This is a genomic window from Aeromonas sp. s9 (assembly GCF_040907765.1).
Lineage (GTDB): Bacteria > Pseudomonadota > Gammaproteobacteria > Enterobacterales > Aeromonadaceae > Aeromonas > Aeromonas caviae.
The window spans coordinates 1-24,212 of sequence record NZ_JBFOCK010000038.1 but is presented as its reverse complement, the minus strand read 5'-3'; the positions used below and the strand labels follow the sequence as shown (position 1 = coordinate 24,212).

General features: G+C 61.3%; 19 protein-coding genes and 1 pseudogene. 8 read left to right on the top strand and 12 right to left on the bottom strand.

From position 1 onward, the window contains the following. Nucleotides 1-328 precede the first annotated feature (328 nt). Entirely contained in the window at nucleotides 329-3,475 is a 3,147-nt protein-coding gene (rne, locus tag AB5Y54_RS07670; RefSeq protein WP_119197658.1) for a ribonuclease E, read from the top strand. Between the two features lie 661 nt (nucleotides 3,476-4,136). Here the strand turns inward: rne and AB5Y54_RS07665 are convergent. The 4 genes from AB5Y54_RS07665 to apbC form a co-directional block, all read right to left on the bottom strand. Further along, nucleotides 4,137-5,609: an inorganic phosphate transporter gene (locus AB5Y54_RS07665; RefSeq protein WP_029314527.1), complete on the bottom strand. Its 1,473-nt coding sequence runs from the start codon at nucleotides 5,607-5,609 to the stop codon at nucleotides 4,137-4,139. Nucleotides 5,610-5,928: 319 nt separating this feature from the next. Next, nucleotides 5,929-6,510, bottom strand: coding sequence for a dCTP deaminase (dcd, locus tag AB5Y54_RS07660; RefSeq protein WP_010674732.1), 582 nt, complete (start codon nucleotides 6,508-6,510; stop codon nucleotides 5,929-5,931). A gap of 63 nt (nucleotides 6,511-6,573) precedes the next feature. Continuing rightward, on the bottom strand, nucleotides 6,574-7,218 hold the full coding sequence (udk, locus tag AB5Y54_RS07655) for a uridine kinase (protein WP_042017635.1): 645 nt from the start codon (nucleotides 7,216-7,218) through the stop codon (nucleotides 6,574-6,576). 108 nt (nucleotides 7,219-7,326) lie between these two features. Beyond that, nucleotides 7,327-8,409, bottom strand: a complete 1,083-nt coding sequence (apbC, locus tag AB5Y54_RS07650) for an iron-sulfur cluster carrier protein ApbC (protein WP_109112458.1) — start codon at nucleotides 8,407-8,409, stop codon at nucleotides 7,327-7,329. Nucleotides 8,410-8,594: 185 nt separating this feature from the next. Between apbC and metG the strand changes: the two genes are divergently transcribed. Beyond that, nucleotides 8,595-10,628 (top strand): methionine--tRNA ligase, encoded by a 2,034-nt coding sequence (gene metG / locus AB5Y54_RS07645; protein ID WP_109112459.1) that lies wholly within the window; start codon nucleotides 8,595-8,597, stop codon nucleotides 10,626-10,628. Between the two features lie 71 nt (nucleotides 10,629-10,699). On the opposite strand, the gene AB5Y54_RS07640 is transcribed toward metG, so the two are convergent. The 3 genes from AB5Y54_RS07640 to AB5Y54_RS07630 form a co-directional block, all read right to left on the bottom strand. Continuing rightward, nucleotides 10,700-10,969 (bottom strand): hypothetical protein, encoded by a 270-nt coding sequence (locus AB5Y54_RS07640; RefSeq protein WP_234716512.1) that lies wholly within the window; start codon nucleotides 10,967-10,969, stop codon nucleotides 10,700-10,702. 61 nt (nucleotides 10,970-11,030) lie between these two features. Then, the gene (locus tag AB5Y54_RS07635) at nucleotides 11,031-11,426 is read right to left on the bottom strand and encodes a CHAD domain-containing protein (RefSeq protein WP_053288198.1); all 396 of its coding nucleotides are present in this window, start codon (nucleotides 11,424-11,426) and stop codon (nucleotides 11,031-11,033) included. Nucleotides 11,427-11,438: 12 nt separating this feature from the next. Then, nucleotides 11,439-11,711, bottom strand: a complete 273-nt coding sequence (locus AB5Y54_RS07630; RefSeq protein ID WP_010674727.1) for an acylphosphatase — start codon at nucleotides 11,709-11,711, stop codon at nucleotides 11,439-11,441. Between the two features lie 85 nt (nucleotides 11,712-11,796). On the opposite strand from AB5Y54_RS07630, the gene AB5Y54_RS07625 reads away from it, so the two are divergent. Continuing rightward, complete coding sequence (locus tag AB5Y54_RS07625; protein WP_103243130.1) at nucleotides 11,797-13,227, top strand: methyl-accepting chemotaxis protein; 1,431 nt, start codon at nucleotides 11,797-11,799, stop codon at nucleotides 13,225-13,227. Nucleotides 13,228-13,411: 184 nt separating this feature from the next. Then, complete coding sequence (locus AB5Y54_RS07620; RefSeq protein ID WP_039039155.1) at nucleotides 13,412-14,605, top strand: class I SAM-dependent methyltransferase; 1,194 nt, start codon at nucleotides 13,412-13,414, stop codon at nucleotides 14,603-14,605. Nucleotides 14,606-15,072: 467 nt separating this feature from the next. Here AB5Y54_RS07620 and AB5Y54_RS07615 read toward each other — a convergent pair whose 3' ends face one another. Further along, nucleotides 15,073-15,717, bottom strand: a complete 645-nt coding sequence (locus AB5Y54_RS07615; RefSeq protein WP_052815086.1) for a glutathione S-transferase family protein — start codon at nucleotides 15,715-15,717, stop codon at nucleotides 15,073-15,075. 259 nt (nucleotides 15,718-15,976) lie between these two features. On the opposite strand from AB5Y54_RS07615, the gene AB5Y54_RS07610 reads away from it, so the two are divergent. From AB5Y54_RS07610 to AB5Y54_RS07595, 4 genes are all read left to right on the top strand, one after another. After that, nucleotides 15,977-17,161, top strand: coding sequence for an acyltransferase (locus AB5Y54_RS07610; protein ID WP_109112460.1), 1,185 nt, complete (start codon nucleotides 15,977-15,979; stop codon nucleotides 17,159-17,161). 348 nt (nucleotides 17,162-17,509) lie between these two features. Further along, nucleotides 17,510-18,547: a selenide, water dikinase SelD gene (selD, locus tag AB5Y54_RS07605; protein WP_052815084.1), complete on the top strand. Its 1,038-nt coding sequence runs from the start codon at nucleotides 17,510-17,512 to the stop codon at nucleotides 18,545-18,547. Beyond that, the gene (mnmH, locus tag AB5Y54_RS07600; protein ID WP_052815083.1) at nucleotides 18,544-19,674 is read left to right on the top strand and encodes a tRNA 2-selenouridine(34) synthase MnmH; all 1,131 of its coding nucleotides are present in this window, start codon (nucleotides 18,544-18,546) and stop codon (nucleotides 19,672-19,674) included. Before selD ends, mnmH begins: the two co-directional genes overlap by 4 nt. Then, nucleotides 19,668-20,312, top strand: a complete 645-nt coding sequence (locus AB5Y54_RS07595; RefSeq protein ID WP_052815082.1) for an MBL fold metallo-hydrolase — start codon at nucleotides 19,668-19,670, stop codon at nucleotides 20,310-20,312. The genes mnmH and AB5Y54_RS07595 overlap by 7 nt, the downstream gene beginning before the upstream one ends. Here AB5Y54_RS07595 and AB5Y54_RS07590 read toward each other — a convergent pair. The 4 genes and pseudogenes from AB5Y54_RS07590 to AB5Y54_RS07575 all read right to left on the bottom strand — a co-directional run. After that, entirely contained in the window at nucleotides 20,288-20,593 is a 306-nt protein-coding gene (locus AB5Y54_RS07590; RefSeq protein WP_258040117.1) for an HD-GYP domain-containing protein, read from the bottom strand. The two genes, AB5Y54_RS07595 and AB5Y54_RS07590, sit on opposite strands and share 25 nt — an antisense overlap. Further along, nucleotides 20,490-21,305: a two-component system response regulator gene (locus tag AB5Y54_RS07585; protein WP_254052380.1), complete on the bottom strand. Its 816-nt coding sequence runs from the start codon at nucleotides 21,303-21,305 to the stop codon at nucleotides 20,490-20,492. Before AB5Y54_RS07585 ends, AB5Y54_RS07590 begins: the two co-directional genes overlap by 104 nt. After that, nucleotides 21,302-23,947 (bottom strand): annotated as a pseudogene (locus AB5Y54_RS07580) (response regulator); the annotation flags it as partial. The pseudogene AB5Y54_RS07580 and the gene AB5Y54_RS07585, both read right to left, overlap by 4 nt. A gap of 52 nt (nucleotides 23,948-23,999) precedes the next feature. Continuing rightward, on the bottom strand, nucleotides 24,000-24,212 hold a 213-nt coding region (locus tag AB5Y54_RS07575; protein WP_368153423.1), incomplete at its 5' end, for a zinc ribbon domain-containing protein.

The window sequence follows — 24,212 nt, the reverse complement described above, 5'->3', positions numbered from 1 at the left end:
TAATAAACAAGGTTTTGTCATTGTGTTCAAGCCTTGTACTAAGTGGCCAAAATGTATGCCACCCAATCCCGAAACACCGTGTATACAAGAACATGACGGTTCCCGGGTGCGAGGTACAACGCATGGAGAACACAAACAGAGCCGACGTAAATTGTCTCCACATCGGTATCCTTAATTCACGCCCTCTCGAGAAGGCTGAACCAGAGTGCCCTTAGTTTGCGCCTCATGCATACCCCAACCGGGAGGTTGCCCCAGCATGCTGAAGACCCGAGGCCGGCGCCGGCAGGACCCAGTGGAGGAATCAAAATGACAAAATAATGAGAACTCAATGAAAAGAATGCTAATCAACGCGACTCAGGAAGAGGAGTTGCGCGTAGCGCTGGTTGACGGACAACAGCTCTACGATTTGGATATTGAAAGTCCGGGACACGAGCAGAAAAAAGCGAACATTTACAAGGGCAAAATCACCCGAGTAGAACCCAGTCTCGAAGCTGCTTTTGTTGACTATGGCGCCGAACGCCACGGTTTCTTGCCGTTAAAGGAAATCGCCCGCAATTACTTCCCCTCCGGTTACTCCTATCAGGGTCGTCCCAACATCAAAGAAGTGGTCCGCGAAGGCCAGGAAGTGATTGTCCAGATCGACAAGGAAGAGCGTGGTACCAAGGGTGCAGCCCTCACCACCTTCATCAGTCTGGCTGGCAGCTACTTGGTGCTGATGCCGAACAACCCCCGTGCCGGCGGCATCTCCCGTCGCATCGAGGGTGACGAGCGGACCGAGCTGAAGGAAGCCCTGAGCGGACTGACCGTGCCGGACGGCATGGGCCTCATCGTGCGCACCGCCGGTGTGGGCAAGTCCCCGGAAGAGCTGGAGTGGGATCTGAACGTTCTGCTCAATCACTGGGACTCCATCCACAAGGCGTCACAACAACGTTCCGCTCCGGTGCTCATTCACCAGGAGAGCAACGTCATCGTGCGCGCCATCCGTGACTATCTGCGTCGCGATGTGGGTGAGATCCTGATCGACAACCCGGTCATCTTCGAGCGCGCCAAGTCACATATCGAGCTGGTCCGCCCCGATTTCCTCAATCGCGTGAAGCTGTACAAGGGTGATGTCGCCCTGTTCAACCACTTCCAGATCGAGAGCCAGATCGAATCGGCCTTCCAGCGCGAAGTGCGCCTGCCCTCCGGCGGCAGCATCGTCATCGACCCGACCGAAGCACTGACCTCCATCGATATCAACTCCTCCCGCGCCACCAAGGGCGGCGATATCGAAGAGACCGCCCTGCAGACCAACCTGGAAGCAGCAGACGAGATTGCCCGCCAGCTGCGCCTGCGTGACCTGGGTGGCCTGATTGTCATCGACTTCATCGACATGACCCCGGTTCGCCATCAGCGCGAAGTGGAAAACCGTCTGCGTGAAGCGGTGCATCAGGATCGTGCCCGTATCCAGCTGGGCCGTATCTCCCGTTTCGGTCTGCTGGAGATGTCTCGCCAGCGTCTGCGTCCCTCCCTCAACGAGTCCAGCAGCCATATCTGCCCCCGTTGCCAGGGTCAGGGGGTCATCCGTGACAACGAATCCCTCGCCCTGTCCATCCTGCGTCTCATCGAAGAAGAGGCCATGAAGGACAACACCGAGCAGGTTCATGCCCAGGTGCCGGTCGATGTGGCCGCCTATCTGCTCAACGAGAAGCGTACCTCCATCGCCAATCTGGAACAGCGCAATGATGTGCGTGTCTACATCATTCCGAACCAGCATCTGGAAACCCCGCACTACGAAGTGACCCGCATCCGTCAGAACGAGATCCCGGAAGCGGCCAGCTACGAGCTCAAAACCGAGATTGCCAAGCCGGTCTATCAGCCGCGCCAGGCTCAGGTAGTCGAGCGCGAACAGCCGCTGCTGCAAGGGTTTGCCCCGGCTCCCCAGCCGGTTGCGCCCACCGCCCCGGCTCCTGTTGCGACTCCCGCTCCGGTTGCAGAACAAGTCGGCTTCTTTGGCAAGCTGGCCAAGGCCTTCTCCGGCCTGTTCGGTGCCTCCTCCGATGCTGCTCCGGCCGAGGTGAAGGCGCCTGCCGACAAACCGGCCGCCCAGCGCGAAGCTCGCAAGGATGACGGGCACCGTCACCAGCGCGATGAATCCCGCAGCCGTGGTCAACGTGGCCGTCGCGATGACAACCGCGGCAGTCGCAATGCCGAGGCCGGCGAGAAGCGTGAAGGCGCAGCCAGCCGCGAGAGCAGTGATCGCAATCGTCGCCCGCGCAAAGAGCGTGAGCCTCGTCAAGAGCGGGAACCGCGCCAGGAACGGGAACCCCGTGGCGAAGTGCGCACCGAACAGCGCATGGAGCGTGAGCCTCGCGAACCCCGCCAGGAGCGCGAACCTCGTGCCCCGCGTCCGGCTCGTGAACCTCGCGCCCCCCGCGAACCCCGTGCCGAGGTGAGCGTCGAAGCGGTTGATACCGTTGATACTGCGGTCGCCAGCGCTGAACCGCGTCAGGAAAAAGAGCAAAAAGTGGCCGAGCGCCGCGAACGTCGCCAACTGCGCAAGCAGATCCGTGTCGATGTCGCCGCGACCGACACCCCTGCCCTGCCGACTGACGAGCAAATCACCGATGTCGCCGACGTGCAAGCCGCCGCTGCTGAGCAACAAGAAGAGCAAGGCGAAGGTCAGCGTCGTTCCCGCCGTACCCCGCGCAATCAGCGCATCGAAGGGCAACGTCGCAAGCGCATCAACGAAGAGGCTCGTGGCCAGCGTGAAGAGGAAGCACAAGGTGAAGTGCAGCTGACTACCGCGGCCCAGGCCGATGCGGCTCAGGTGAAGGTGGAAGAACCGGTTGTGCCTGTCATCACCATTCCGAGCGCAGAAGCGGTTGCTGCCGCCCTGCAGGCCTCCGCCGCACTAACCGAACACGTGGTGGCTGAAGCCGTTGCTGAGGAAGCGGCAGAGCAAGCACTGGCAGCCCAGGCTGTGGATGCGCCCTCCACTGACGAAGTTGAGCAGGCTGCGCAAGCAGACGCTGAACCCGTCGCCGAAGTGGCAGTTGTCGAACCCGAGATGGTCGAACCTATCGTCAACACCGCCTCTCATGACGAACCTGTCGCCGTGATCGACGCTGTCGAGCAGACCCAACAAGTTGAGGCCATTCCAGAAGAGGTTGCACCGGTTGCTGAAGCGGCACCTGTCGTGATCGCTGAGGAGACGGCCACCGCCGAGGCGGAGGTCGTCGAGATGCCGGCTGCCGTGGTGCAAACCGAGCCAGCAACCAGCCCCGAAGTGAAGGTCAGCAAGGGTGCCGGTGTATTGGCCCGTGCCCGCAAGGCTTATGCCCCCATGGCAACGCCGGCTGCAGCTCCTGCCCCGACACCCCGTGAACCCGTGGAGTACGCTCCCCTGGTACGCAGTGAAGTCGTGACCTCCGGTCGCCACGGTGGCAGCACCGCTGCCAGCAACGTTGCAACCAGCCCGGCCGGTCGCCCCTGAGCAGACTCGTTAGTCTGAATGAAGAGCCACACATCGTGTGGCTCTTTTTTTGTCTCTTTATTGGGGCTGACATCGCCTTGCTCTCCCTCCCTGCCCGTTCGATATCCGCCGCTTTCACGATGTTCAGCGGCCACACACACTCAGTCCAAGCAAGACGTGAATAACACACCAGACAGAGGATTCATCTCTGTCAAAACATCACGACATGCCCTGCTTTGTCGACAGGGTCCGTGCATTGACAGCATATGAAGCCATTGGCAAACAGTCTGGCAGCGTTCCCCTTTGGTAGCACAGTCGGTGTGTTCAGTGGTGGCTGAGACAACCCAGGTTGAACGGGAATGCCAGACATAGGGCAACCTGTGGCACTCTTCACTCTCATCATTTCTGGTGAGGATCATAGACCCGTTGAACGCCCTCCCTTCAGCTTCACGTGCAAGGGTCGGCTCGTAACAAGGCGTCACACAGGCAGGTTCCCCTCACTGTGCACAACGAGTGGTTGAGGGATGTAGAGAAGCTAAAGAGGTGATAGATAATGTCATTCAACTTCTTGTCTGATGGCATATAGCTATTACTCATTGAACTATTGCCGCATGACGTGACATTCACCAGGCAACAAAAAAGGGCCCGAAGGCCCTTGTTTCATTTCCAATGACTGTCGCGCTTATCCGCCAAAGAGATGGTTGTTCAGCAGGAAGAGACCGCCGGAGAGCAGCATGGTGAGCGGCAACGTCAGCACCCAGGCCAGCAGAATGGTCTTGATGGTCTGGCTCTGCAGGCCGGACTTGTTGGCCACCATGGTCCCCGCCACCGCGGAGGAGAGAATGTGGGTGGTGGACACCGGCATCCCGGTCAGACTCGCAATCCCGATGGACGCGGCGGCCGTGATCTGGGCTGCAATGCCCTGGCTGTAGGTCATGCCGGAGGAACCAATCTTCTCCCCTACCGTGTAGACGATACGACGCCAGCCCACCATGGTGCCGCAACCGAGCGCCAGCGCGATGGACACGATGACCCAGGTCGGCGCATATTCGGCCGTGGCGGTCAGATCCTTGCGCCATTTGGCAAGATCGGTCAACTCCTTGGCCGGCAGCGGCAATTTGGAGACCTTGCGGGCAGTGTCGTCGATGCACAGCAGCAGGCGACGCACTTCGCGGCGATCCACCAGATTCATCTCCTCGTAGGTGCGCACTTGGCCCAGACGCTTGTCGAGGGTCGCCATGGCCTGCAGGGCCTCCCCTGCCGCACAGTGGCTCATCAGCTCCTCCTGGGCTTTGGCAGGGACACTGAAGTTCACCAGATGGGAGACCTGATCCTGGTTACGCTGGTAGATCTCCATAATGCGCTGGTTGGCATCCTGGGTTCTGTCCAGATCATAGGAGCGGCTGTTCATGTCCAGCGCAAAATAGGCAGGCGCCATGCAGATCAGCACCAGCATCACCAGACCGATGCCTTTCTGACCATCGTTGGAGCCGTGCACGAAGCTCACCCCCATTGCGGAACAAATCAGAGTGACACGTGCCCAGAACGGTGGATGCTTCTTGCCGTCCACCAGCAGGCGCTCTTCCGGGGTCTTGTGGATCTTGCTGCCAAGCCATACGCGCTTCATTGCGAACAGCAGCAGGGCGGCAATGATGAAGCCCACGGTGGGAGAGATGATGAGAGAGAGCATGATGTCGATGGCTTTGCCGACGTTGATACCCTCTTTCAGGGGTTGATGGCTGATCAGGGCATAGGCGCCGCCTACCCCCAGGATGGAACCGATCAGGGTGTGGGAGCTGGATGCCGGAATACCGAAGTACCAGGTTCCCAGGTTCCAGACGATGGCCGAGAACAGCAGGGAGAACACCATGATCAGACCCTGGGTAGAGTCCATGCCAAGCAGCAGATCGATGGGCAGCAGGTGAACGATGGCATAGGCCACCCCCAATCCACCCAGCATGACACCGGCGAAATTGAACAGACCGGAAGCCACCACCGCCATATGAGCCGGCATCGCCTTGGTATAGATAACCGTTGCTACCGCGTTGGCGGTATCGTGAAAGCCGTTGATGAATTCATAGGCCAGCACAAAAAAAACGGCCAATACCAAACCGATTGACCACCACAAACCCAAACCACTAAACATTTCAAACATAAAAACGAACCTGTTTATGAGTTGCGGCGGATTATGCCAGAAGGCTCGATGCGCCATACCCGTTGTTGAAATATTTCAGCAAAAAAAAAAAAGGGCATTCCGTCAGAAAATGTCTTATGGCCTGTAGGAACGGGGCTTGTCGAGGATTAATTTAAGTCCATTCCATTGCTGTGGATAGGCGTCAATCAAAGCCTAAGCATAGCTCGATGTCCCGAAAAAGGCCGCTTTCAACCCGCTCGGCACGTCCGTTTCCTTTTGTCAGATATAAAAGAGGGTGCCCTGGCACCCTCCTCGATAGACAAGCCGCACGGTGCGGGGGTCAATCCTGGTTGATCCGGCTGGCCACAGCCCCTTGCTGACTCTTGTATTTGGCATTTTCCCGTTTGTTGTACGGGCGAGCCGCAGTACCTGACAGCATCTCGAAGTTCAGGGCACCGATCTTCATCTTGGGACGCAGGGCCAGAGGCAACTTGCCGCCGTTGTAAAACTCCAGCACGATGCGACCGGACCAGCCCGGATCGATGCGGTGGGCGGTGACGTGTACCATGAGGCCGAGGCGCGCCAGGGAGGAGCGACCATCCAGCCAGCCGACGATATCGGCGGGCAAGGTAACCGATTCATAGGTCACCGCCAGCGCCAGCTGACCCGGGTGCAGATAGAAGGCTTCACCGTCCGGCACGTGGATCTCCTCGCTCATCACCCGCTCGATGGCATCGGCCATCTCGGCACTGGTACCGCCAAGGTCGATATAAGGCGCGGTATGATCGCGAAACACCCGAAACTCGTTGCCCAGCAGCACATCGACGCTGACGCCGCTGATCCGCTCAACACCGGGCCGCGGCTCGATGACGATCTTGCCTTCATCCAGGTGCCGTTCGATATCGGTATCACAAAGACGCATTCTGCGACTCTCCTGACAAAAGATTCATTAAAAAAAGCCGGGCATCACCCGGCTTGTTTTCTCTCAACCAATCAACATATGGCGGATACGCGCCTTGAGCATGTCGATGGCGATGCGGTTCTTGCCGCCACGGGGCACGATCACGTCGGCATACTGCTTGGACGGGTCGATGAACTGCATGAACATGGGACGCACAGTCTTCTGATACTGCTTGAGCACGGAGTCCATGGTACGACCGCGCTCCTGCACATCGCGCACCAGACGGCGCAGCAAACAGATGTCGAGCGGGGTATCCATGAAGATGGAGGCGTCCATCAGTTCGCGCAGGCGGCTGTCGGTCAACAGCAGTATCCCTTCGAGGATGATGACACGGCGCGGTGCAAAGGTGGTGACCTCGCTCATGCGCGTGTGCTCGGTATAGGAGTACTGGGGAATGTTGACCGCCTCCCCTTGCGTCAGCTGGGTCAGATGCTGCACCAGCAGATCGTGATCCAGGGCATTGGGGTGGTCATAGTTGGTCTTGACCCGCTCTTCCATGGTCAGGTGGGTCTGATCACGGTAGTAGCAATCCTCGGTGATCACACCAATCTGACCCGCTCCCAGCTCGGCCACCAGCTCTTCATAGATGGTTTGGGCGATAAGACTCTTGCCGGACGCGGATGCACCAGCAATACCGATGATCACGCAGGAATGTTGAGTATCAGACATTGAAAATACCTAAAGAGAAGAGCACTGGGGATTGTTTAAACCGATCCATTATATGAAAAAGGGGTGGCCATGCCCACCCCAAATCCGTCCCTCTTGGCCGAACGCCGATTATTCGTCCAGCGCCACCGTGTAGAGCGGGGTCGCAATCGGTTTTGCGCTGAAATAGAGCTCGGCCCCTACCCGGCGAGCCAGTTTCAGGTAAGTCTGTGACAGCTCGCCATCCGGCGCACCGAACACGGTGGGGCAGCCTTCATCCATGTGCTGGCGAATGTCGATATGCAGCGGCAACTGACCAAGCAGCGCCACGTGATACTGCTCCGCCATCTTCTGGCCACCGCCGGTACCGAACAACGGCTCGTGATGCCCGCAGGCGCTGCAGACGTGGTAACTCATGTTCTCGACGATGCCAAGCACAGGCACATTGACCTTGTTGAACATGGCAATCCCCTTGCGGGCATCTGCCAGCGCCACATCCTGGGGCGTCGTGACGATCACCGCCGCCGTGGTGGGCACCTGCTGGGCCAGCGTCAGCTGGATATCGCCGGTGCCCGGGGGCATGTCCACCACCAGGTAGTCCACCTCGCCCCAGCGGGTCTCGTGTAGGATCTGCCCGAGTGCCTTGCTCGCCATGGGACCGCGCCAGATGGTGGCATCCTGCTCAGCCACCAGATAACCGATGCTGTTGCTCTTGATGCCGCAGGCCATCACCGGCTCCATCAACTTGCCATCAAAGCTGACAGGGCGCTCCTTGAGGGTCCCCGTCATGGTCGGGATGGAGGGGCCATAGATGTCCGCATCCAGCAGGGCGACCCGCGCCCCCTCTTTTTGCAGCGCCAGCGCCAGGTTGACCGCGGTAGTGGACTTGCCCACCCCTCCCTTGCCGGAGGCAACCACCAGGATATTGCGGATCCCCTGTACCGCCGCCAGTTGCTGCGCGCGGGGCATGCTGGCCACGTCTATCTCCCCCGTCCAGTCGATGCGGGTCGCACCGGTTGCGCTGCGCAGCCGGGCATCGAACTCCTCTTTGATCTGTTCAAACAGGGACTGGCCGGCAAAGGGCAGCACCAGCGTGATGGCCAGGGTCTGTTCGTGCCGCTCGACGGAACGCACAAAACCGGCCGCGACCAGATCCTTGCCCCATCCTGCCGGCTTAAATTCGGCCAGGATCTGTTTTACTGAATCAATCACCATTAACTCCCCATTATGTTGTCGTTATGCTGAGGTGAACGGTTACCGCACATAAATCAGTGGCTTGCCGACGTCATCGTGATGCCGCCAGTCAGGGCACCGGGGGCCACAACCCTAGGCAGGCCGCCCCCAATTCGGGTAACATGCACGGCACTGTATCATCCCAACAGGCACATAAAGAACGTATTATGGCAACTGATCCTCGTAGAATGCTGGTAACCTGCGCCCTCCCCTATGCCAACGGCTCCATCCATCTCGGCCACATGCTGGAACACATCCAGGCCGATATCTGGGTTCGTTATCAGCGAATGCGTGGCCATCAGGTGCATTTCGTCTGTGCCGACGATGCCCACGGCACGCCCATCATGCTCAAAGCCCAGCAGATGGGGATCTCGCCGGAAGAGATGATTGCCGCCGTATCCCAGGAGCACCAGGGGGATTTTGCCGGTTTCAACATCAGCTTCGACAACTACCACTCCACCCACAGCGACGAGAACCGCGAGCTGGCGGGCGTGATCTATGGCCGCCTCAAAGAGTCCGGCAAAATCAAGATCCGCACCATCTCCCAACTGTTCGATCCGGAAAAATCCATGTTCCTGCCGGATCGCTTCGTCAAGGGCACCTGCCCCAAGTGCAAGTCCCCCGATCAGTACGGTGACAACTGCGACGCTTGCGGCGCCACCTACAGCCCGACCGAGCTGATTGATCCGAAATCCGCCGTCTCCGGTGCGACCCCGGTGATGAAGGACTCAGAGCACTACTTCTTCGACCTGCCCCAGTTCGAAGCCTGGCTCGCCGACTGGGTACGCGGCTCCGGCGCCATCCAGGAAGAGATGGCCAACAAGATGCAAGAGTGGTTCGAAAGCGGCCTGCAGCAGTGGGACATCACCCGTGACGCCCCCTACTTCGGCTTCGAAATTCCCGGTGCCCCCGGCAAATACTTCTATGTCTGGCTGGACGCCCCCATCGGCTACATGGCGTCGTTCAAGAACCTGTGCAACAAGCGCGGCGACATCGACTTCGACAGCTACTGGAAAGCGGACTCCGACGCCGAGCTCTATCACTTCATCGGCAAGGACATCGCCTACTTCCACTGCCTGTTCTGGCCGGCCATGCTGGAAGGCGCGAACTTCCGCAAGCCGACCAAGGTCAACGTGCACGGCTATGTGACCGTCAACGGCGCCAAGATGTCCAAGTCCAAGGGCACCTTCATCAAGGCGTCCACCTATCTCCAGCACCTGGATCCGGAGTGCCTGCGTTACTACTACGCCGCCAAGCTCAACAGCCGCATCGACGATCTGGACTTGAACCTCGAAGACTTCGTCTCCCGCGTCAACGCCGATGTGGTCAACAAGCTGGTCAACCTGGCCTCTCGCAACGCCGGCTTTATCGCCAAGCGTTTTGACGGCAAGCTGGCCGTCACCTGCGCCGAACCCGCACTCTACGCCGAGTTTGCCAACGCCAGCGCCAGCATCGCCGAAGCCTATGAAGCGCGCGAATTCAGCCGCGCCATCCGCGAGATCATGGCCCTGGCCGACAAGGCCAACCGCTATGTGGACGACAAGGCTCCCTGGGTCATCGCCAAGCAGGAAGGGGCGGATGCCGAGCTGCAAGCCGTCTGCTCCGTCGGCATCAACCTGTTCCGCGTGCTGATGGCCTACTTGAAGCCCGTCATGCCGCAACTGGCCGAGCGCGCCGAAGCCTTCCTTGGCGAAACCCTGACCTGGGATGGCATCACCGCCCCTCTGGTCGACCACGGCGTCGCCCCCTTCAAGGCACTCTTCTCCCGCATCGAGTCCGCCAAGGTGGATGCCATGGTGGAAGCGTCCAAGGAAGATCTCGCCAAGGAACAGAGCAAGAAGCCGGCAGGCCCCCTGGTGGACGATCCCATCAGCGAGACCATCACCTACGACGACTTTGCCAAGATTGACCTGCGGGTGGCGCTGATCAAGAAAGCCGAAGCGGTGCCGGAAGCCGAGAAGCTGCTGAAGTTGCAACTGGATATCGGCGGCGAAACCCGTCAGGTCTTTGCCGGTATCAAGTCCGCCTACAACCCGGAAGATCTGGAAGGCAAGCTGACCGTGATGGTGGCCAACCTGGCCCCGCGCAAGATGCGCTTTGGCATGTCCGAAGGCATGGTGCTGGCGGCAGGTCCGGGTGGCAAGGATCTCTGGATCCTCGAGCCCCAGGAAGGTGCCCAGCCGGGCATGCGCGTGAAGTAATACGCCCCTTCCCGGACAGTCCCAATGAAAAGAGAGGCCAATGGCCTCTCTTTTTTTATCTTGTGGGGTGCTTACTGCCCGCTCTGCTGCAATGCCATGCGAAGGCCGACCAGCTCCACCTGATGGCAATCCAGTTGCAGTAGTTGGCAGCGGATCTCTGTTTTCAGGGCTCGCCGTTGCTGACCTCGCCCCGTTTCGCCCCGAAGGCGTCTGAGCCATTGGCGTCTGTCCTGCAATTGCCCAAGACGCTCCTGCCAGCTCACCAGCATGGACAACCAGGCCGGATCCCCTCCCCCCTGAGCCGTCAGCAGCTCCATCCCGTAGCGCGCCTGTTTCAGCACCAGACGCAGCCGGTGCCAGCACCGAAGTCTCGCCCTGATGCCCACAGGAAGGGAGGAGGTCTTAGCCAGTGCATCCGACAGTGACAGCGCCAGATGCAGCTGAAACAGCGGCAAGAGATCGACACCGACGGGTACCTCTTCCAGTCGGGCCAGCCAACGGGCCGGTCAACAGGGGGACCCGTGGCAAGCGGTTCTGCCGAAGCGAGCCACCATGATGCTGCGCATAGACCTGGGCATCGCGCAGGGCGGAGAGCGTGCCGACAGCACGGGTCAATCGCCGCTCCAGCTCGGGCTCATGAATGAGGGGTCGCCACAGGGCGAGCAGCGCCAGCAGGCGGCGGGCCGCTATCCGGTAGGCATGCACCTCTTCCATCCCCTTGTGCTCGCGCAGTGCCAGGGTCGCCCCCCGATATTGCCCAACGAGCCGGTTGGCCTGCGCAATCCAGCTCTCCCCCATGAACCCTCCCGGCTAGTTGGTATGAAAACCGGTTCCGGTGGGTGGCAACGCCTGGGTGCACTCCATTCGGGTGACGGTGGCGGTTCGGGGCCCGTGCTCAAGCCAGCCCAGCATCATCTGTACCTTCTGTTCGGGACCGGCAATCAGGATTTCCACCGAGCCATCTTCCAGGTTGTAGGCATGCCCCCGCAGCCCCAGTTGCAGCGCCCGCTCCCGGGTGAAGTAGCGAAACCCCACTCCCTGAACCTGACCCCACACCCGCACGACAAACGATTGCTCTCCCATTTATCACACCTTTCCCTTAAGTAATTTTTCCCCGGGGCGATAATGAGCGCGACACTCTCTTCCCCTTGCAGGACGCAATACCATTATGAAAGAAGTAAAGTTTCGGTGGGTTGACCGTTATCTCATTCACCTCACGATCAGCGAGAAATTTCTCATCACCTTCTGGTGCCCCCTGGTGTTCATCGCCTTCCTCACCTGGTATCTGCTGGCCGACGGCCATGATCAGGCGATGCAGCTCAGAGTGGATCAGCTCAAAGGGCGGGTCGAGACCACGGCCCAGCTGGTGAGCCAGCAGCCGACCCTTACCCTGCCCGCGGATCTCGTACTCACGCCTGGCGCCGCCACCGGCCTTAGCCAGCAGGGAGACATCTATCGCTATGGCGCCAGCGCAGGTCAGGCGGGCGTCGTCTCCGGTACCCTGGATACGAGTCACTACGCCCTCTGGGATGGTCAGGGCACCACGCTCACCATCATCGCGGTGCTGGCCGCACTGCTGGCCCTCATCACCCACTATCTGATGACCTTCGTCTCGGGGGCCCTCTACTCCACCAACAAGGCATTGCAGACGGTGGCGAACGGCGATCTCACCTTCCGGCTCAACTTCTTTCCGGTGCGGGACGAGTTCTCCATTCTGGCGGGCAGTATCGACACCTTCACCGACCGCCAGCACAAGATAGTGCAACTGGTGGAAGAGTCCGCCGATGCCCTTACCCTGGCCGCCGACGAATTTCGCGAGCATGCCAGCGACGGCGAGCAGCTTGCCCGCGCCCAGCGACAGCACATGGACTCCCTGGCCGCCGCCATGGAGCAGATGTCCGCCGCCATCCGGGAAGTGGCCCGCAACGCCAATGACACCCTGCTGCAAACCCGCCAGTCCAGCGACGAGGCGACTCACGGGGCACAGCGGGTGGCACGCACCATCACCGCCATCCGCACCCTGGCGGACGAGATTGGCAATGCCTCGGGCGCGGTCGAACGGTTGACTCACAACGCCAATCGCATCAACGAAGTGGTCAACGTCATCAACGCCATCTCCCAGCAAACCAACCTGCTGGCCCTCAACGCCGCCATCGAGGCCGCCCGGGCTGGTGAACAGGGACGCGGCTTTGCGGTGGTGGCCGACGAGGTGCGCACCCTCGCCAGCCGCACCCAACAGGCCACGGTAGAGATCCAGCAGATGATCGAGGAGCTCCAGGCCGGGACCGGGGCGCTCAACGACATCATGGAGAAGACGGTGGGGCGCGCGGCCGACAGCCAGCAGCTCATCACCGAGGTGGGCATGGACATCGAGCGGCTCAGCAACCACAGCGATGCGGTCCTGGAGATGAGCACCCAGATCGCCACCTCCAGCGAAGAGCAGAGTTCGGTGGCAGAGGAGATCACTCGCAACCTCGACAAGGTGCGCCACGAGGCGAGCCGGGTGGAGGAGTCCGCCAGCGCGGCGGTCGCCGGCACCACCGGCCTCAAGGGAACCGCCAATGAACTCGGTCAGGCGCTCACCGGCCTGCGGATCTGACCCCCTCCGGCAGGCCATCCTCCAGATGGCCTGCCATGTCTGGGCCAGGCGCTGGGGACGTGCTAAACAGCCCGTCCGACCCTGACCGCGTGTGGATGCACGGATCCCGGTAGACGCGGCTTGCGTGCCTACCCTCACAGCCCCTACTATATGCCCCCTTCTTTTCTACCATCGGCAACTACCCATGAGCGCTTCCATCTATCTCGTCAAAGGCCGCGAAAAATCCCTGCTGCGTCGCCACCCCTGGATCTTCTCCAAGGGCATTGAGCGGGTGCAGGGCAACCCCGTTGACGGCGATACCGTCGAGATCTTCACCCATGACGGCAAATGGCTCGCCCGTGGTGCCTGGTCCGGCAGCTCCCAGATCCGTGCCCGGGTCTGGACCTTCGACAAGGATGAGAGCGTCGATCTCGACTTCTTCATCCGTCGCCTCAAATACGCCCAGGAGTCCCGTGACGGGCTCATCAAGCGTCAGGGCCTCACCGGCTATCGCCTCTGCGCCGCCGAATCCGACGGTCTGCCGGGCCTCACCATCGACCGCTACGCCGACTTCCTGGTGTGCCAGATCCTCTCCGCCGGTGCCGAGTTCCAGCGTGAGCTGATAACGCAAGCCCTGCGTACCCTCTACCCCGAGTGCAGCATCTATGAGCGCTCCGACGTGGCCGTGCGCAAGAAGGAAGGGCTGAAGGAGCGCACCGGCGTCATTCATGGCGAGACCCCGACCGACCCCGTGGTGATCGAGGAGAACGGCGGCGTCAAGATCCTGGTCGATATTCGCAACGGTCACAAGACGGGTTTCTATCTGGATCAGCGGGATAACCGCCTTGCCGCAGCGAAATACACTGAAGGCAAGCGGGTGCTCAACTGCTTCTGCTACACCGGCGGTTTCGGGGTCTATGCCCTCCAGGGCGGTGCCAAGGAGGTAGTCAACGTCGATCTCTCCCAGAATGCGCTGGACATCGCCCGCCAGAACGCCGAACTGAACGGTCTCGATACCAGCAACACCCAGTTCGTGCGTCACGACGTCTTCAAGCTCTTGCGCGAATATCGCGAGAAGGGCGAGAAGTTCGATGTCATCGTGCTGGACCCACCCAAGTTTGCCGAGAGCAAGGCCCAGCTGCTGGGCGCCTGCCGCGGCTACAAGGACATCAACATGCTGGCGTTCCAACTGCTGGCGCCGGGTGGCGTGCTCTTGACCTACTCCTGCTCCGGCCTGATGGAGCAGAGCCTGTTCCAGAAGATAGTGGCCGATGCGGCCCTCGATGCCGGTCGCGATGCCCAGATCCTGGAGCTGCTCTCCCAGGCATCTGATCACCCCATCGGTACCGCCTATCCGGAAGGCTTCTACCTCAAGGGGCTGGTGGTGCGCGCCCGCTAAGCCGAGCAGACCAGCGCTGCCCCCCTTGTCCCCGGTTCCAGATCCGGGCCAGGACTGGGTTCTGCTAGTCATCAAAAAGCCCGCGATCGTAGCGGGCTTTTTTTATGCAGCGCCAAAGAGACAACCTCCCCCCGACTTTGCCACCAACAGCGATTGCGGCCCCCATCCCTCCTCTTCGACTGACGACTGCCATCTTCAATCAAAGGTTGCCGCATCGTTAACCCGATTCTCATCTCTCTTTCACTACACAACCCACCAGCAGAGACATGCCCGGCATTTTTTTATGCAAAAGCATGAAATATTACGCATCAACATTCAAAAATCCTCGGGGAAATATCAGCCATAAACGCATACCCACTCATTTGAATGAATATTGCTGTTTTCCCCTGCAATGGATCACGCCATGCCCCTGTCCGCCTCGCACATTGCCTGGGACGACAATACTCGCCCACCACAAGTCATCCCGCTCAATCACGCGCCGGCGCGCCCAGCGGGAAGTAGTGTCGAAATGGCCTCGCCTCCTCCACCACCCGCACGATGGAGGGATGATTGAGCAGACGGGCGCGATAGGCACGCAGACGGCCATAGCCAGCCGGGATCTCGTGGGCCCAGTCGGCGTAGAAGAGCGAGGGGGCTGCGGCGCAATCGGCCAGCGTAAAGTCTGCGCCGGCAATCCAGTGGCGTCCTTCCAGTCGCTGATCAAGCCAGGGGTAGATCTGATTGAGCAGCTCGCGGGCCTCCACTACGCCATAGCGGTCGCGATCAGCGGCCGGGCGCATTGCATCCAGCACCACTTTTTGCATCGGCGTCATCACATAGTTGTCGAAGACGCGATCCAGCATATGCACCTCCAGACCCGCATCGCCAGGCGGGATCAGGCTGACGGGGCCCGGATGGTGCGCCTGCAGATGGGCGACGATGGTGCTGCTCTCGAGGATGCAGCGACCATCATCCAGCAACATCGGGAAGCGCTTGAGTGGCCAGAGGGCGGCAAGTTCGGCGCTCGCCTCCGGCTCTTCGAGATTCCGGTACTCGAACAGGGTGGTATTCTCGTAGAGAGCGATCAGCACTTTCTGGCTGTAGGAAGAAAAGGGGTGGGCATAGAGTTTCATGGGGATGTTCCTGACGCTCAGAGGGATGACTTCCCTAGTCTAGATCCCCTCTCTATTTTCGATGCGTCCCTATCCCATGCTGGTTTTAGGATGATAAACGCCCATTCATGACGGCAATCACACTCGTATGACTCTCTTTTAGGTAGGGTGATCCCGCCTGTGGCCGCCAAGCCGGGGCAGCCGACTCATCAGGGTTGATGAGCGGCACCACAACAAAAATTGATGTCAGGCCAAGCTGAACATCATCAAGGATCCCGTCATGAATCAATCATTGCCGCTGTTGACGCCGCTGCGGGACATCGCTGCCCTGATGGTGGTGCTGTTCCACGCCCGCTTGCTGCTCTTTCCCCAGTGGATGGAGTCGATCGCCGGCCACACCCAACTCATCGAGAACGGCTACCTCTGGGTCGATCTCTTCTTTATTTTGAGCGGGCTGGTGCTGGCCCACGTCTACGGGGAGGCTTTCACCCGCTCGCCCCACACCGTGAGTTATGGTCGCTTCCTCTGGCTGCGGCTCACCCGGGTGTATCCCCTCTACCTAGTGACCCTGCTGCTGCTGGTAGGCTGGGAGCTCTACAAGGCCCACCACGGGATTGGCTTCTACGCCGGTCCCCTGTTCAAGATGTGGGAGTGGGAAGGAATGCCTCCGTTCGGCTCACCCTTTACCCCGGCCGAGGCGCTGCCAAGCAGCCTGTTGCTGCTGCAGGTGGTGACCGATCACGGATTGACCTGGAACTTCGCCGCCTGGTCGCTCAGCGTGGAGTGGATTAGCTATCTGCTGTTTCCACTGCTCATTTCCCTCGCCGTCACCCGCAGCCGCTGGAGCAACCTCGCCCCTTTGCTGGCCCTGACGGTGCTGGCCTTTATCGTGCACAGCCGGGGTACCCTGGATGTCACCAGCGGAGCGCTGGCCATCGGGCGCGGGGTGAGTGAATTCGTGCTCGGCCTCTGGCTGCTGCCCAAGGTGAAGGCTGCCCGCCAGTGGCCCATGATGCAGCGGGATCTGCCGCTGCTGCTCGCCTTTTTGCTCCCCTTCGCGCTGATGCAGTTCACCATGACGCCGCAGCTGACCCTGCTGCTGATCAGCGCCTACGTGTTGCTGATCTGGATTGCCGCCTGCCAGGGCGATCGCCAGAGCCCGCTGCTGCGCCTCCTGGACAACCGCTTCACCAACTGGCTGGGGGATCTCTCCTACTCCATCTACCTGCTCCACGCCCTGGTGTTGCTCACCGGCTGCGAGCTTGTCCACTCTCTGGCGCCGGGGCTCACCGCGTGGTGGTACGCCCAGACCAACCCCTTGCTGGGGGTGCTGGCCACCCTGTTGATGCTCGCCGTGCTGATCGGGCTCTCGGCGCTGAGCTACACCCTGCTGGAGCGGCCGCTGCAACGGCGACTGCGCCGGCTAGGCAAGGCTCCCCAACCAGTGATGGAGCAAGCTGGCTAGTTTCCGTCGCCACATGCTGCCCCGATGCAAGACCGGCACGCCGTCGGGGCGGCTCAAAGTGGGACTAGCCTGAGCAAGGCGAAGAGTACGGCTCTTTTTGAACCCGACAATCCCCTGCGCTTTGTGTGAATTACAGTTCGAATCAAGAGGGCCGTCTGTGGCATAATGGCCCGTCCTGTGGTCCTCGGCGGGGCTTCGCCGGCGCATCCTTGCCCTCCTCCCGCCCTGCCTGGCAGCCTGACATCACTGTGTTCACAGGCCGCCAGGGCCACCCTATTTTTGCGCGCACATTTGACGGCGCCGCAGCAGTTATTGGCACACACAAGTCTGCCCACACAAGGGGAAAGCATGTCTTCCATTCGTCTGACCCAATACAGCCACGGCGCTGGCTGTGGCTGCAAAATCTCCCCCAAGGTGCTCGACACCATCTTGAAGAGCCAGATCCCGGGCTTTGACGACCCCACCCTGGTGGTCGGCAACAGCAGCAAGGATGATGCCGCCGTGGTCGACATCGGCAACGGCCAGGGCATCGTCTCTACCACCGACTTCTTCATGCCCATCGTCGACGATCCCTTCACCTTCGGTCGCATCGCCGCCACCAACGCCATCAGCGACATCTACGCCATGGGCGGCAAACCCATCGTCGCCATAGCCATCCTCGGCTGGCCCGTCAACATACTCGCACCTGAAGTGGCCCAGCAGGTGATCGACGGGGGTCGCCAGGTGTGTCACGAGGCGGGCATTTCTCTGGCAGGCGGTCACAGCATCGACGCCCCCGAGCCCATCTTCGGCCTCGCAGTGACCGGTATCGTGCCACTCGACGCCATCAAGCAGAATGACACCGCCCAGGTGGGTGATGTGCTCTATCTTACCAAACCCCTTGGCATCGGCATCCTCACCACCGCCCAGAAGAAGGGCAAGCTCAAGCCCGAGCATGAGCAACTGGCCCCGGATGCCATGTGTACCCTCAACAAGATTGGCCAGCGCTTCGCCGCCTTACCCGGCGTGCACGCCATGACCGACGTGACCGGTTTTGGACTGGCAGGCCACCTGCTGGAGATGTGCGAAGGTTCCGGCGTCAGTGCCCGTCTGGACTTCAAGGCGCTGCCGCTGCTGGACGAGGTGGATTACTACCTGAGTGAGGGCTGCGTACCAGGCGGTACCCTGCGCAACTTCGACTCCTATGGTGACAAGCTGGGCGCCATGGATGATCGCACCCGCAGCATCCTGTGCGACCCGCAGACCAGCGGCGGCCTGCTGGTAGCCGTCGGTAAAGAAAGTGAAGCCGAGCTCCTTGCCATTGCCGCACAGGCAGGGCTGACCCTCTCTCCCATCGGCCAGTTGCAGGCCCGCACCGGCAACCAGTTCATCGAGGTTGTCCAATGAGTACCCTGCCACTGGCCACGGATTACGCCCGGATCTTTCTGGATGAGGTTCCACTCATCGATCTGCGCGCCCCCGTCGAGTTCAAGGAAGGGGCCTTTCCCACCGCCGTCAGCCTGCCGCTGATGACGGACGAGGAGCGTGCCCGGGTCGGTACCTGTTACAAGCAGGAGGGTCAGGCCGCAGCCATCGCCCTGGGCCATCAACTGGTGGGAGGCGCGGTGCGCGACGCGCGCATGGAAGGCTGGCTGGCCAGGTTGCGCCAGCAACCCGACGCCCTGCTCTACTGTTTTCGCGGCGGCCTGCGCTCCCAGACAGTGCAGCAGTGGCTGGCCGAGGCCGGCATCACCCGCCCCCGGGTCGCGGGCGGCTACAAGGCGCTGCGCCACTTTCTCATCGACACCCAGGCGAAGGCCAGTGCAGAGTGCGACTGGACCGTGCTGACCGGCATGACCGGCTCCGGCAAGACCCACATGCTGGCGCACATCACCCAGGCGGTGGATCTGGAAGGGCACGCCCGTCACAGGGGGTCGTCGTTTGGCCAACTGCCGGGTGGGCAACCCGGCAACATCGACTTCGAAAATCGGCTTGCCATCGAGCTGCTTCAGCGTCGCAACCGGGGAGAGTCACAGTTTGTACTGGAAGACGAGAGCCGTCTCATCGGTCGCTGCGCCCTGCCACTCAACCTTTATGAGGCCATGTGCCGGGCTCCCCTGGTGGTGGTGGAGGTGCCGCAGGAGGCACGGGCCGAGCAGATCCGCACCGATTACGTGCAGGATCTCTGGCTGCGCTATCTGGAGTTCCATGGGCCAGATGCAGGCTGGCCGCTGTTTGCCGGCTACCTCACCGACGCCATGGCCAGGCTCAAGCGCCGACTCGGTGACAAGGATTATCGCGAACTCGATGGGCTGTTGCAGGCCGCCCTCAGGGAACAGGCCCAGAGCGGGGACACCCGCGCCCATCTGGTCTGGATCAGACTGCTGCTGACTCGCTACTATGACCCCATGTACCGCTATCAGCTGGACAACAAGCGCGAGCGGATCCTGTTTCGTGGTGCCAAGGAGGCCTGCCTCGCCTTCTTCGCCAAACGCTCCCCCCTTCAGACCCCTCAGGAGAGTCCCACATGTTGAAGTTCGAGGTGATCCCGGTCACCCAGTTCGCCCAGAATTGTTCTCTTATCTGGTGTGACGAGACCCGCCAGGCTGCCCTCGTCGATCCCGGCGGCGAGGCGGACAAGCTGCTGGCCGCCATAGCCAAACGGGGGCTGACCCTCACCCATATCCTGCTGACCCACGGCCATCTGGATCATGTGGGCGCCGCCGCCGAGCTGCGCGAGAGAACCGGTGTCGCCATTACCGGCCCCCACAAGGAGGATGCCTTCTGGCTCGACATGCTGCCCCAGCAGAGTCAGATGTTCGGCTTCTCCCACACACCAGCCTTCACCCCCGATCGCTGGCTTGCACTGGGTGACAAGGTGCAGCTGGGCCGGTGCGAGCTGGATGTCTATTTCTGCCCGGGCCACACTCCGGGCCACATCGTGCTGCTCTGCCAGGCAGAACGCCTCGCCTGGGTGGGAGATGTGCTCTTTGCCGGCAGCATAGGCCGCACCGATTTCCCGCGCGGGGATCACGGGGCGCTGATCAAGTCGATCACCGAGACCCTGCTGCCGCTCGGGGATGAGATCGTCTTTATTCCGGGCCATGGCCCGAGCTCCACCTTTGGTCACGAACGGGCCAGCAATCCCTATCTGACACAGCCCATCTGGTAATCCCCCCGCTCCTCGCGGGCATCCCATTGCGCCTTGAGGCGCAAGATCTCCGGCATGATCTCGAGAAAACGGGAGAGCAGCCGGGGATCGAAGTGCTGGCCGGAGCCATCGCGCATGGTGGCCAGCACCCGGTCCAGGGGCCAGGGCTCTTTGTAGGGGCGACGTACGCTCAGGGCGTCAAAGACGTCGGCGATGGCCACGATCCGCGACGCCTCGGGGATCCCCTCGCCGGTCTCGCCGGCGGGATAGCCGGAGCCGTCCCATTTCTCGTGGTGGTGCAGGGCAATCTCCGCCGCCATGCGAAAGATGGGGGGCATCGGATCGCCTCAGGATCTCGTAACCGATGCGCGGGTGACTTCGCATGATGATCCACTCCTCCTCGGTGAGGGGACCGGGCTTCTTGAGGATGTGGTCAGGGATACCAATCTTGCCCATGTCGTGCATGGGGGCTGCCAGCCCCAGCAGATCCGACTGCTCCGGGCTCCAGCCCGCCGCATCAGCCAGGGCCCGGGCGTAAGCGGCCATGCGCCAGATATGCACCCCGGTGTCGGTGTCGTTGTAGTGGCCCGCCTCGCTCAGCATGACGATGGCGGTGCGATAGCTGCACTCGAGCTGATCGAGGCGCACCAGGGAGAGATGATTGCGCACCCGGGCACGCACCGTGCTCGGACAGACCGGCTTGTAGATATAATCCACTCCGCCCGCCTCGAACCCCTGGCTCTCGCTGTCTGCGTTGTCGCTCGCGGTGATAAAGAGCACCGGGATCCCGGCGTGAGCCGGATCGGCCTTGAGCCGGCGGCACACTTCGTAACCATCCATGTCGGGCATGCGCACGTCCAGCATGATAAGTGCCGGTTCGTGACGCCCCACGGCGGCCAACCCCTCCTCTCCCCCTTTGGCAAAGAAGAGGTTGTATTCCTCCTTGAGGATTTGCCGCAGCAACCCGAGGTTGCTCGGCTCGTCGTCGATGATCAGCACGCGCGGTCGACTCATGGCGCAGGTTCCTCCCGATCCTCCAGATAATCCTCCAGCTTGCGGGTGGCGAACGGGATATCGAACAGCTCCAGGGCTGCGCTTATCTCGCTCACTAGTTCACAAGGAAGGTGACTCCTTGCCTGGCTCAGCGCCGGCTCAATCAGATCCAGATCCTCGCTCACCAGGGCCTGATGCAGGGCGTGCAGGCAGACCTCCCGCGCTTCCCCCTGGGCCAGCGGGGAACTGACCGCGCCCGGCATAGGTATCGATGGAGTGTTGTGCACGCTCCAGGGCCTCGAGGAAGGGTGCGATAAGCTGGCTGGTGTCGCCACCCTGCTCGATGGCCTCGTTCAACTCGGCACTGATACGCGCCACATCGGTGAGTGACAGGCTCCCCGCCCCCCCCTTGAGCTTGTGGGTCAGGCTCGCGGCCGCATCGGTCTCGTGCTGGGCGATATAGTCCGGCAACACGGTACCAACCGTCATGTAGTCATCGCGAAAACGCCGCAGGTATTTAAGATAGACCGAGGCTTCACCCCAGTTGCGCAGTCCGGTATCGATATCGATGCCGGCCACCGGCTCATGGGGGAGTGGCTCGTCGCTCACTGTGAGCGGCAGGACACAGTCCGGCAGATAACGCAGCAAGGTCGCGATAAGCTGCTCCACATCGAGCGGCTTGGCGATGAAGTCGTTCATGCCAGAGGCCAGCGCCGCCTCCCGCTGATCCTTGAATACCCCTGCGGTGAGTGCCAGCACGGGAGTCTCCTCCCGCCCCGGCAGCAGACGCAGGCGACGGGTCGCCTCGTAGCCATCCATCACTGGCATCTGCACATCCATGAGTACCAGATCGATGCGCCGTGCCGGATCTGCCAGGCAGGCCAGGGCTCGCTCCCCATCGATGGCGGTGATCACCTCGGCCCCCTCCCGTTGCAACAAGCGGGTCGCCACCTCCAGGTTGATGTCGCTGTCATCCACCAGCAGTATGTGCACGCCCGGCAGGCGCAGACGGCGCTGGCCACTCTCAAGGGGCTCCACATGCTCGCGCTTCTCGTGGATGAGACGTGCCACCGCGTTGTAGAGACTGGAGCCGGTGACCGGTTTGTGCAGCACCAGATCCACCTGATCCGAGCCGGGGCGGTGCATCAGTTCATCCTGGGAATAGGCGGTCGCCATGATGATGATGGGTGAACGCTCCTGCTGCTCGAAGGCGCGGCGAATGGCCAGGCAGGTCTCGAGCCCGTCCATGCCCGGCATGATCCAGTCGAGCAGGATCACGTCAAAACGCTCCCCCTGGCGCAGCAGATGGTGCAGCGCCTGCTCACCGGACTCCACCACCCGCGACTGCCATCCGAGGGAACCCACCGTCATCGACAGGGCGTCGCGGGTCACCTGATTGTCGTCGGCGATGAGCAGCGAGATGTGCTGCAGGCGCTCGTTCAAGGCCTCGGGCCGCTCCCCCTGCTCCAGCCGGACGCGGAACCAGAATTCGCTCCCCTTGCCAAGCTCGCTGGTGACGCCGATGTCCCCCCCATCAGATTCACCAGGCGGCGACTGATGGTCAGACCAAGCCCGGTGCCCCCGAAGCGGCGACTGGTGGAGGAGTCTGCCTGGGAGAATGCATTGAAAATGTTGGCCTGCTGCTCGGGGGGAATGCCGATCCCGGTGTCGCGCACCCGAAACAGCAAGGTGGCCATGCCGTCTTGCTCTGATTCCAGCACAACCTTGACCTCCACCTCGCCGCGTTCGGTAAACTTGATGGCATTGCCGGTCAGGTTGAGCAGCACCTGCTCGAGGCGCAGGGCGTCCCCAATCAGATGGGAAACCGGCTCGGGGGCACTGCTCACCACCAGTTTGAGGTGCTTCTGGCCAACGCAGGTGGACATGATGGCCGCCACGTGATCGAGCACCTCTTCGAGACTGAATGGCACCCGCTCAAGCTTGAGCCGACCCGACTCAATCTTGGAGAAATCGAGGATGTCGTTGATGATCCCGAGCAGCGCCTGCCCGGCCTGGTGGATTTTGCGCACCAGGGCATGCTGACCATCCTCGAGCCCTCCCTGTTCGAGCAGGTAGGTCAGCCCCATGATGGCGTTCATGGGGGTGCGGATCTCGTGGCTCATGTTGGCGATGAAATCACCTTTGACCTGTGCCAACCTGGCCGCTTCCTGCTGGGCCAGTTGCTCCTTGTGCCTGCTGCGCACCAGTGCAGCCACACCGGCACCAAACAACAGCAGCAGCACGGCGCTGGCGGCCAAGATGATCCCCCAGATATGAGTGCGAATGGCCTGCAGCTCGCTGTGCGGCACCAGGGACGCGGCTTTCCAGATCAGCTGATCATGATTCTGTGCCGGGTACAGGGTGGTCCAGCTCCAGAGTCCGTCGGCAGACTCCATCTGGCCGTTTGATGCGTCCCAGAACGCCTGCCAGGCCTGGGGAGAAGTCTGCTTCAGAGTCAGATCCGGGCGCTCGAGCATGAAGCCCCACTCCCGGGATGGGTCCGGGCTGCGCAGCCAGTATCCGTCCTGGTTGAACAGCATGATGTGATCGGCTGCCTTGCCGCGGTTGTCGGCAAACTCCTTGAGCATACGGGCAGCCTGAACGTTGATTAGCAGCAGACCAAGATCACGTCCCCCAAGGCGCAGACGCTTGGCAATGCGGATCTTGACATCCTCCCCCACCTTAGCGCTTCGCGTCACAGGAGGGGGATCCCCATTACTGGGTGATAGCTGCTCGCGCAGTACCGGGTTCCTGCTTCATCGGGCGGCCTGATTGCACCGCGCCTCCACAGGCTAAAACGGCGTGTCCCGCCGCTAAAATATTGCGAGCGCCATTCACATCGGCGTTCGCCTCATAACCACACGCAGCGCATTTAAACTGGCTTTGCGTCTGGCGGTTATCCTTCGCAGTATGCCCACAACAGGCGCA

What these genes read in the sequence shown, in the direction of transcription:
- AB5Y54_RS07665 (WP_029314527.1), bottom strand. Translation starts at nt 5,609, where the DNA reads ATGTTTGAAATGTTTAGTGGTTTGGGTTTGTGGTGGTCAATCGGTTTG.
- selD (WP_052815084.1), top strand. Translation starts at nt 17,510, where the DNA reads ATGTCTTCCATTCGTCTGACCCAATACAGCCACGGCGCTGGCTGTGGC.
- AB5Y54_RS07615 (WP_052815086.1), bottom strand. Translation starts at nt 15,717, where the DNA reads ATGAAACTCTATGCCCACCCCTTTTCTTCCTACAGCCAGAAAGTGCTG.
- metG (WP_109112459.1), top strand. Translation starts at nt 8,595, where the DNA reads ATGGCAACTGATCCTCGTAGAATGCTGGTAACCTGCGCCCTCCCCTAT.
- AB5Y54_RS07610 (WP_109112460.1), top strand. Translation starts at nt 15,977, where the DNA reads ATGAATCAATCATTGCCGCTGTTGACGCCGCTGCGGGACATCGCTGCC.
- AB5Y54_RS07625 (WP_103243130.1), top strand. Translation starts at nt 11,797, where the DNA reads ATGAAAGAAGTAAAGTTTCGGTGGGTTGACCGTTATCTCATTCACCTC.
- AB5Y54_RS07595 (WP_052815082.1), top strand. Translation starts at nt 19,668, where the DNA reads ATGTTGAAGTTCGAGGTGATCCCGGTCACCCAGTTCGCCCAGAATTGT.
- AB5Y54_RS07585 (WP_254052380.1), bottom strand. Translation starts at nt 21,305, where the DNA reads ATGAGTCGACCGCGCGTGCTGATCATCGACGACGAGCCGAGCAACCTC.
- AB5Y54_RS07630 (WP_010674727.1), bottom strand. Translation starts at nt 11,711, where the DNA reads ATGGGAGAGCAATCGTTTGTCGTGCGGGTGTGGGGTCAGGTTCAGGGA.
- dcd (WP_010674732.1), bottom strand. Translation starts at nt 6,510, where the DNA reads ATGCGTCTTTGTGATACCGATATCGAACGGCACCTGGATGAAGGCAAG.
- AB5Y54_RS07635 (WP_053288198.1), bottom strand. Translation starts at nt 11,426, where the DNA reads ATGGGGGAGAGCTGGATTGCGCAGGCCAACCGGCTCGTTGGGCAATAT.
- udk (WP_042017635.1), bottom strand. Translation starts at nt 7,218, where the DNA reads ATGTCTGATACTCAACATTCCTGCGTGATCATCGGTATTGCTGGTGCA.
- AB5Y54_RS07620 (WP_039039155.1), top strand. Translation starts at nt 13,412, where the DNA reads ATGAGCGCTTCCATCTATCTCGTCAAAGGCCGCGAAAAATCCCTGCTG.
- rne (WP_119197658.1), top strand. Translation starts at nt 329, where the DNA reads ATGAAAAGAATGCTAATCAACGCGACTCAGGAAGAGGAGTTGCGCGTA.
- apbC (WP_109112458.1), bottom strand. Translation starts at nt 8,409, where the DNA reads ATGGTGATTGATTCAGTAAAACAGATCCTGGCCGAATTTAAGCCGGCA.
- mnmH (WP_052815083.1), top strand. Translation starts at nt 18,544, where the DNA reads ATGAGTACCCTGCCACTGGCCACGGATTACGCCCGGATCTTTCTGGAT.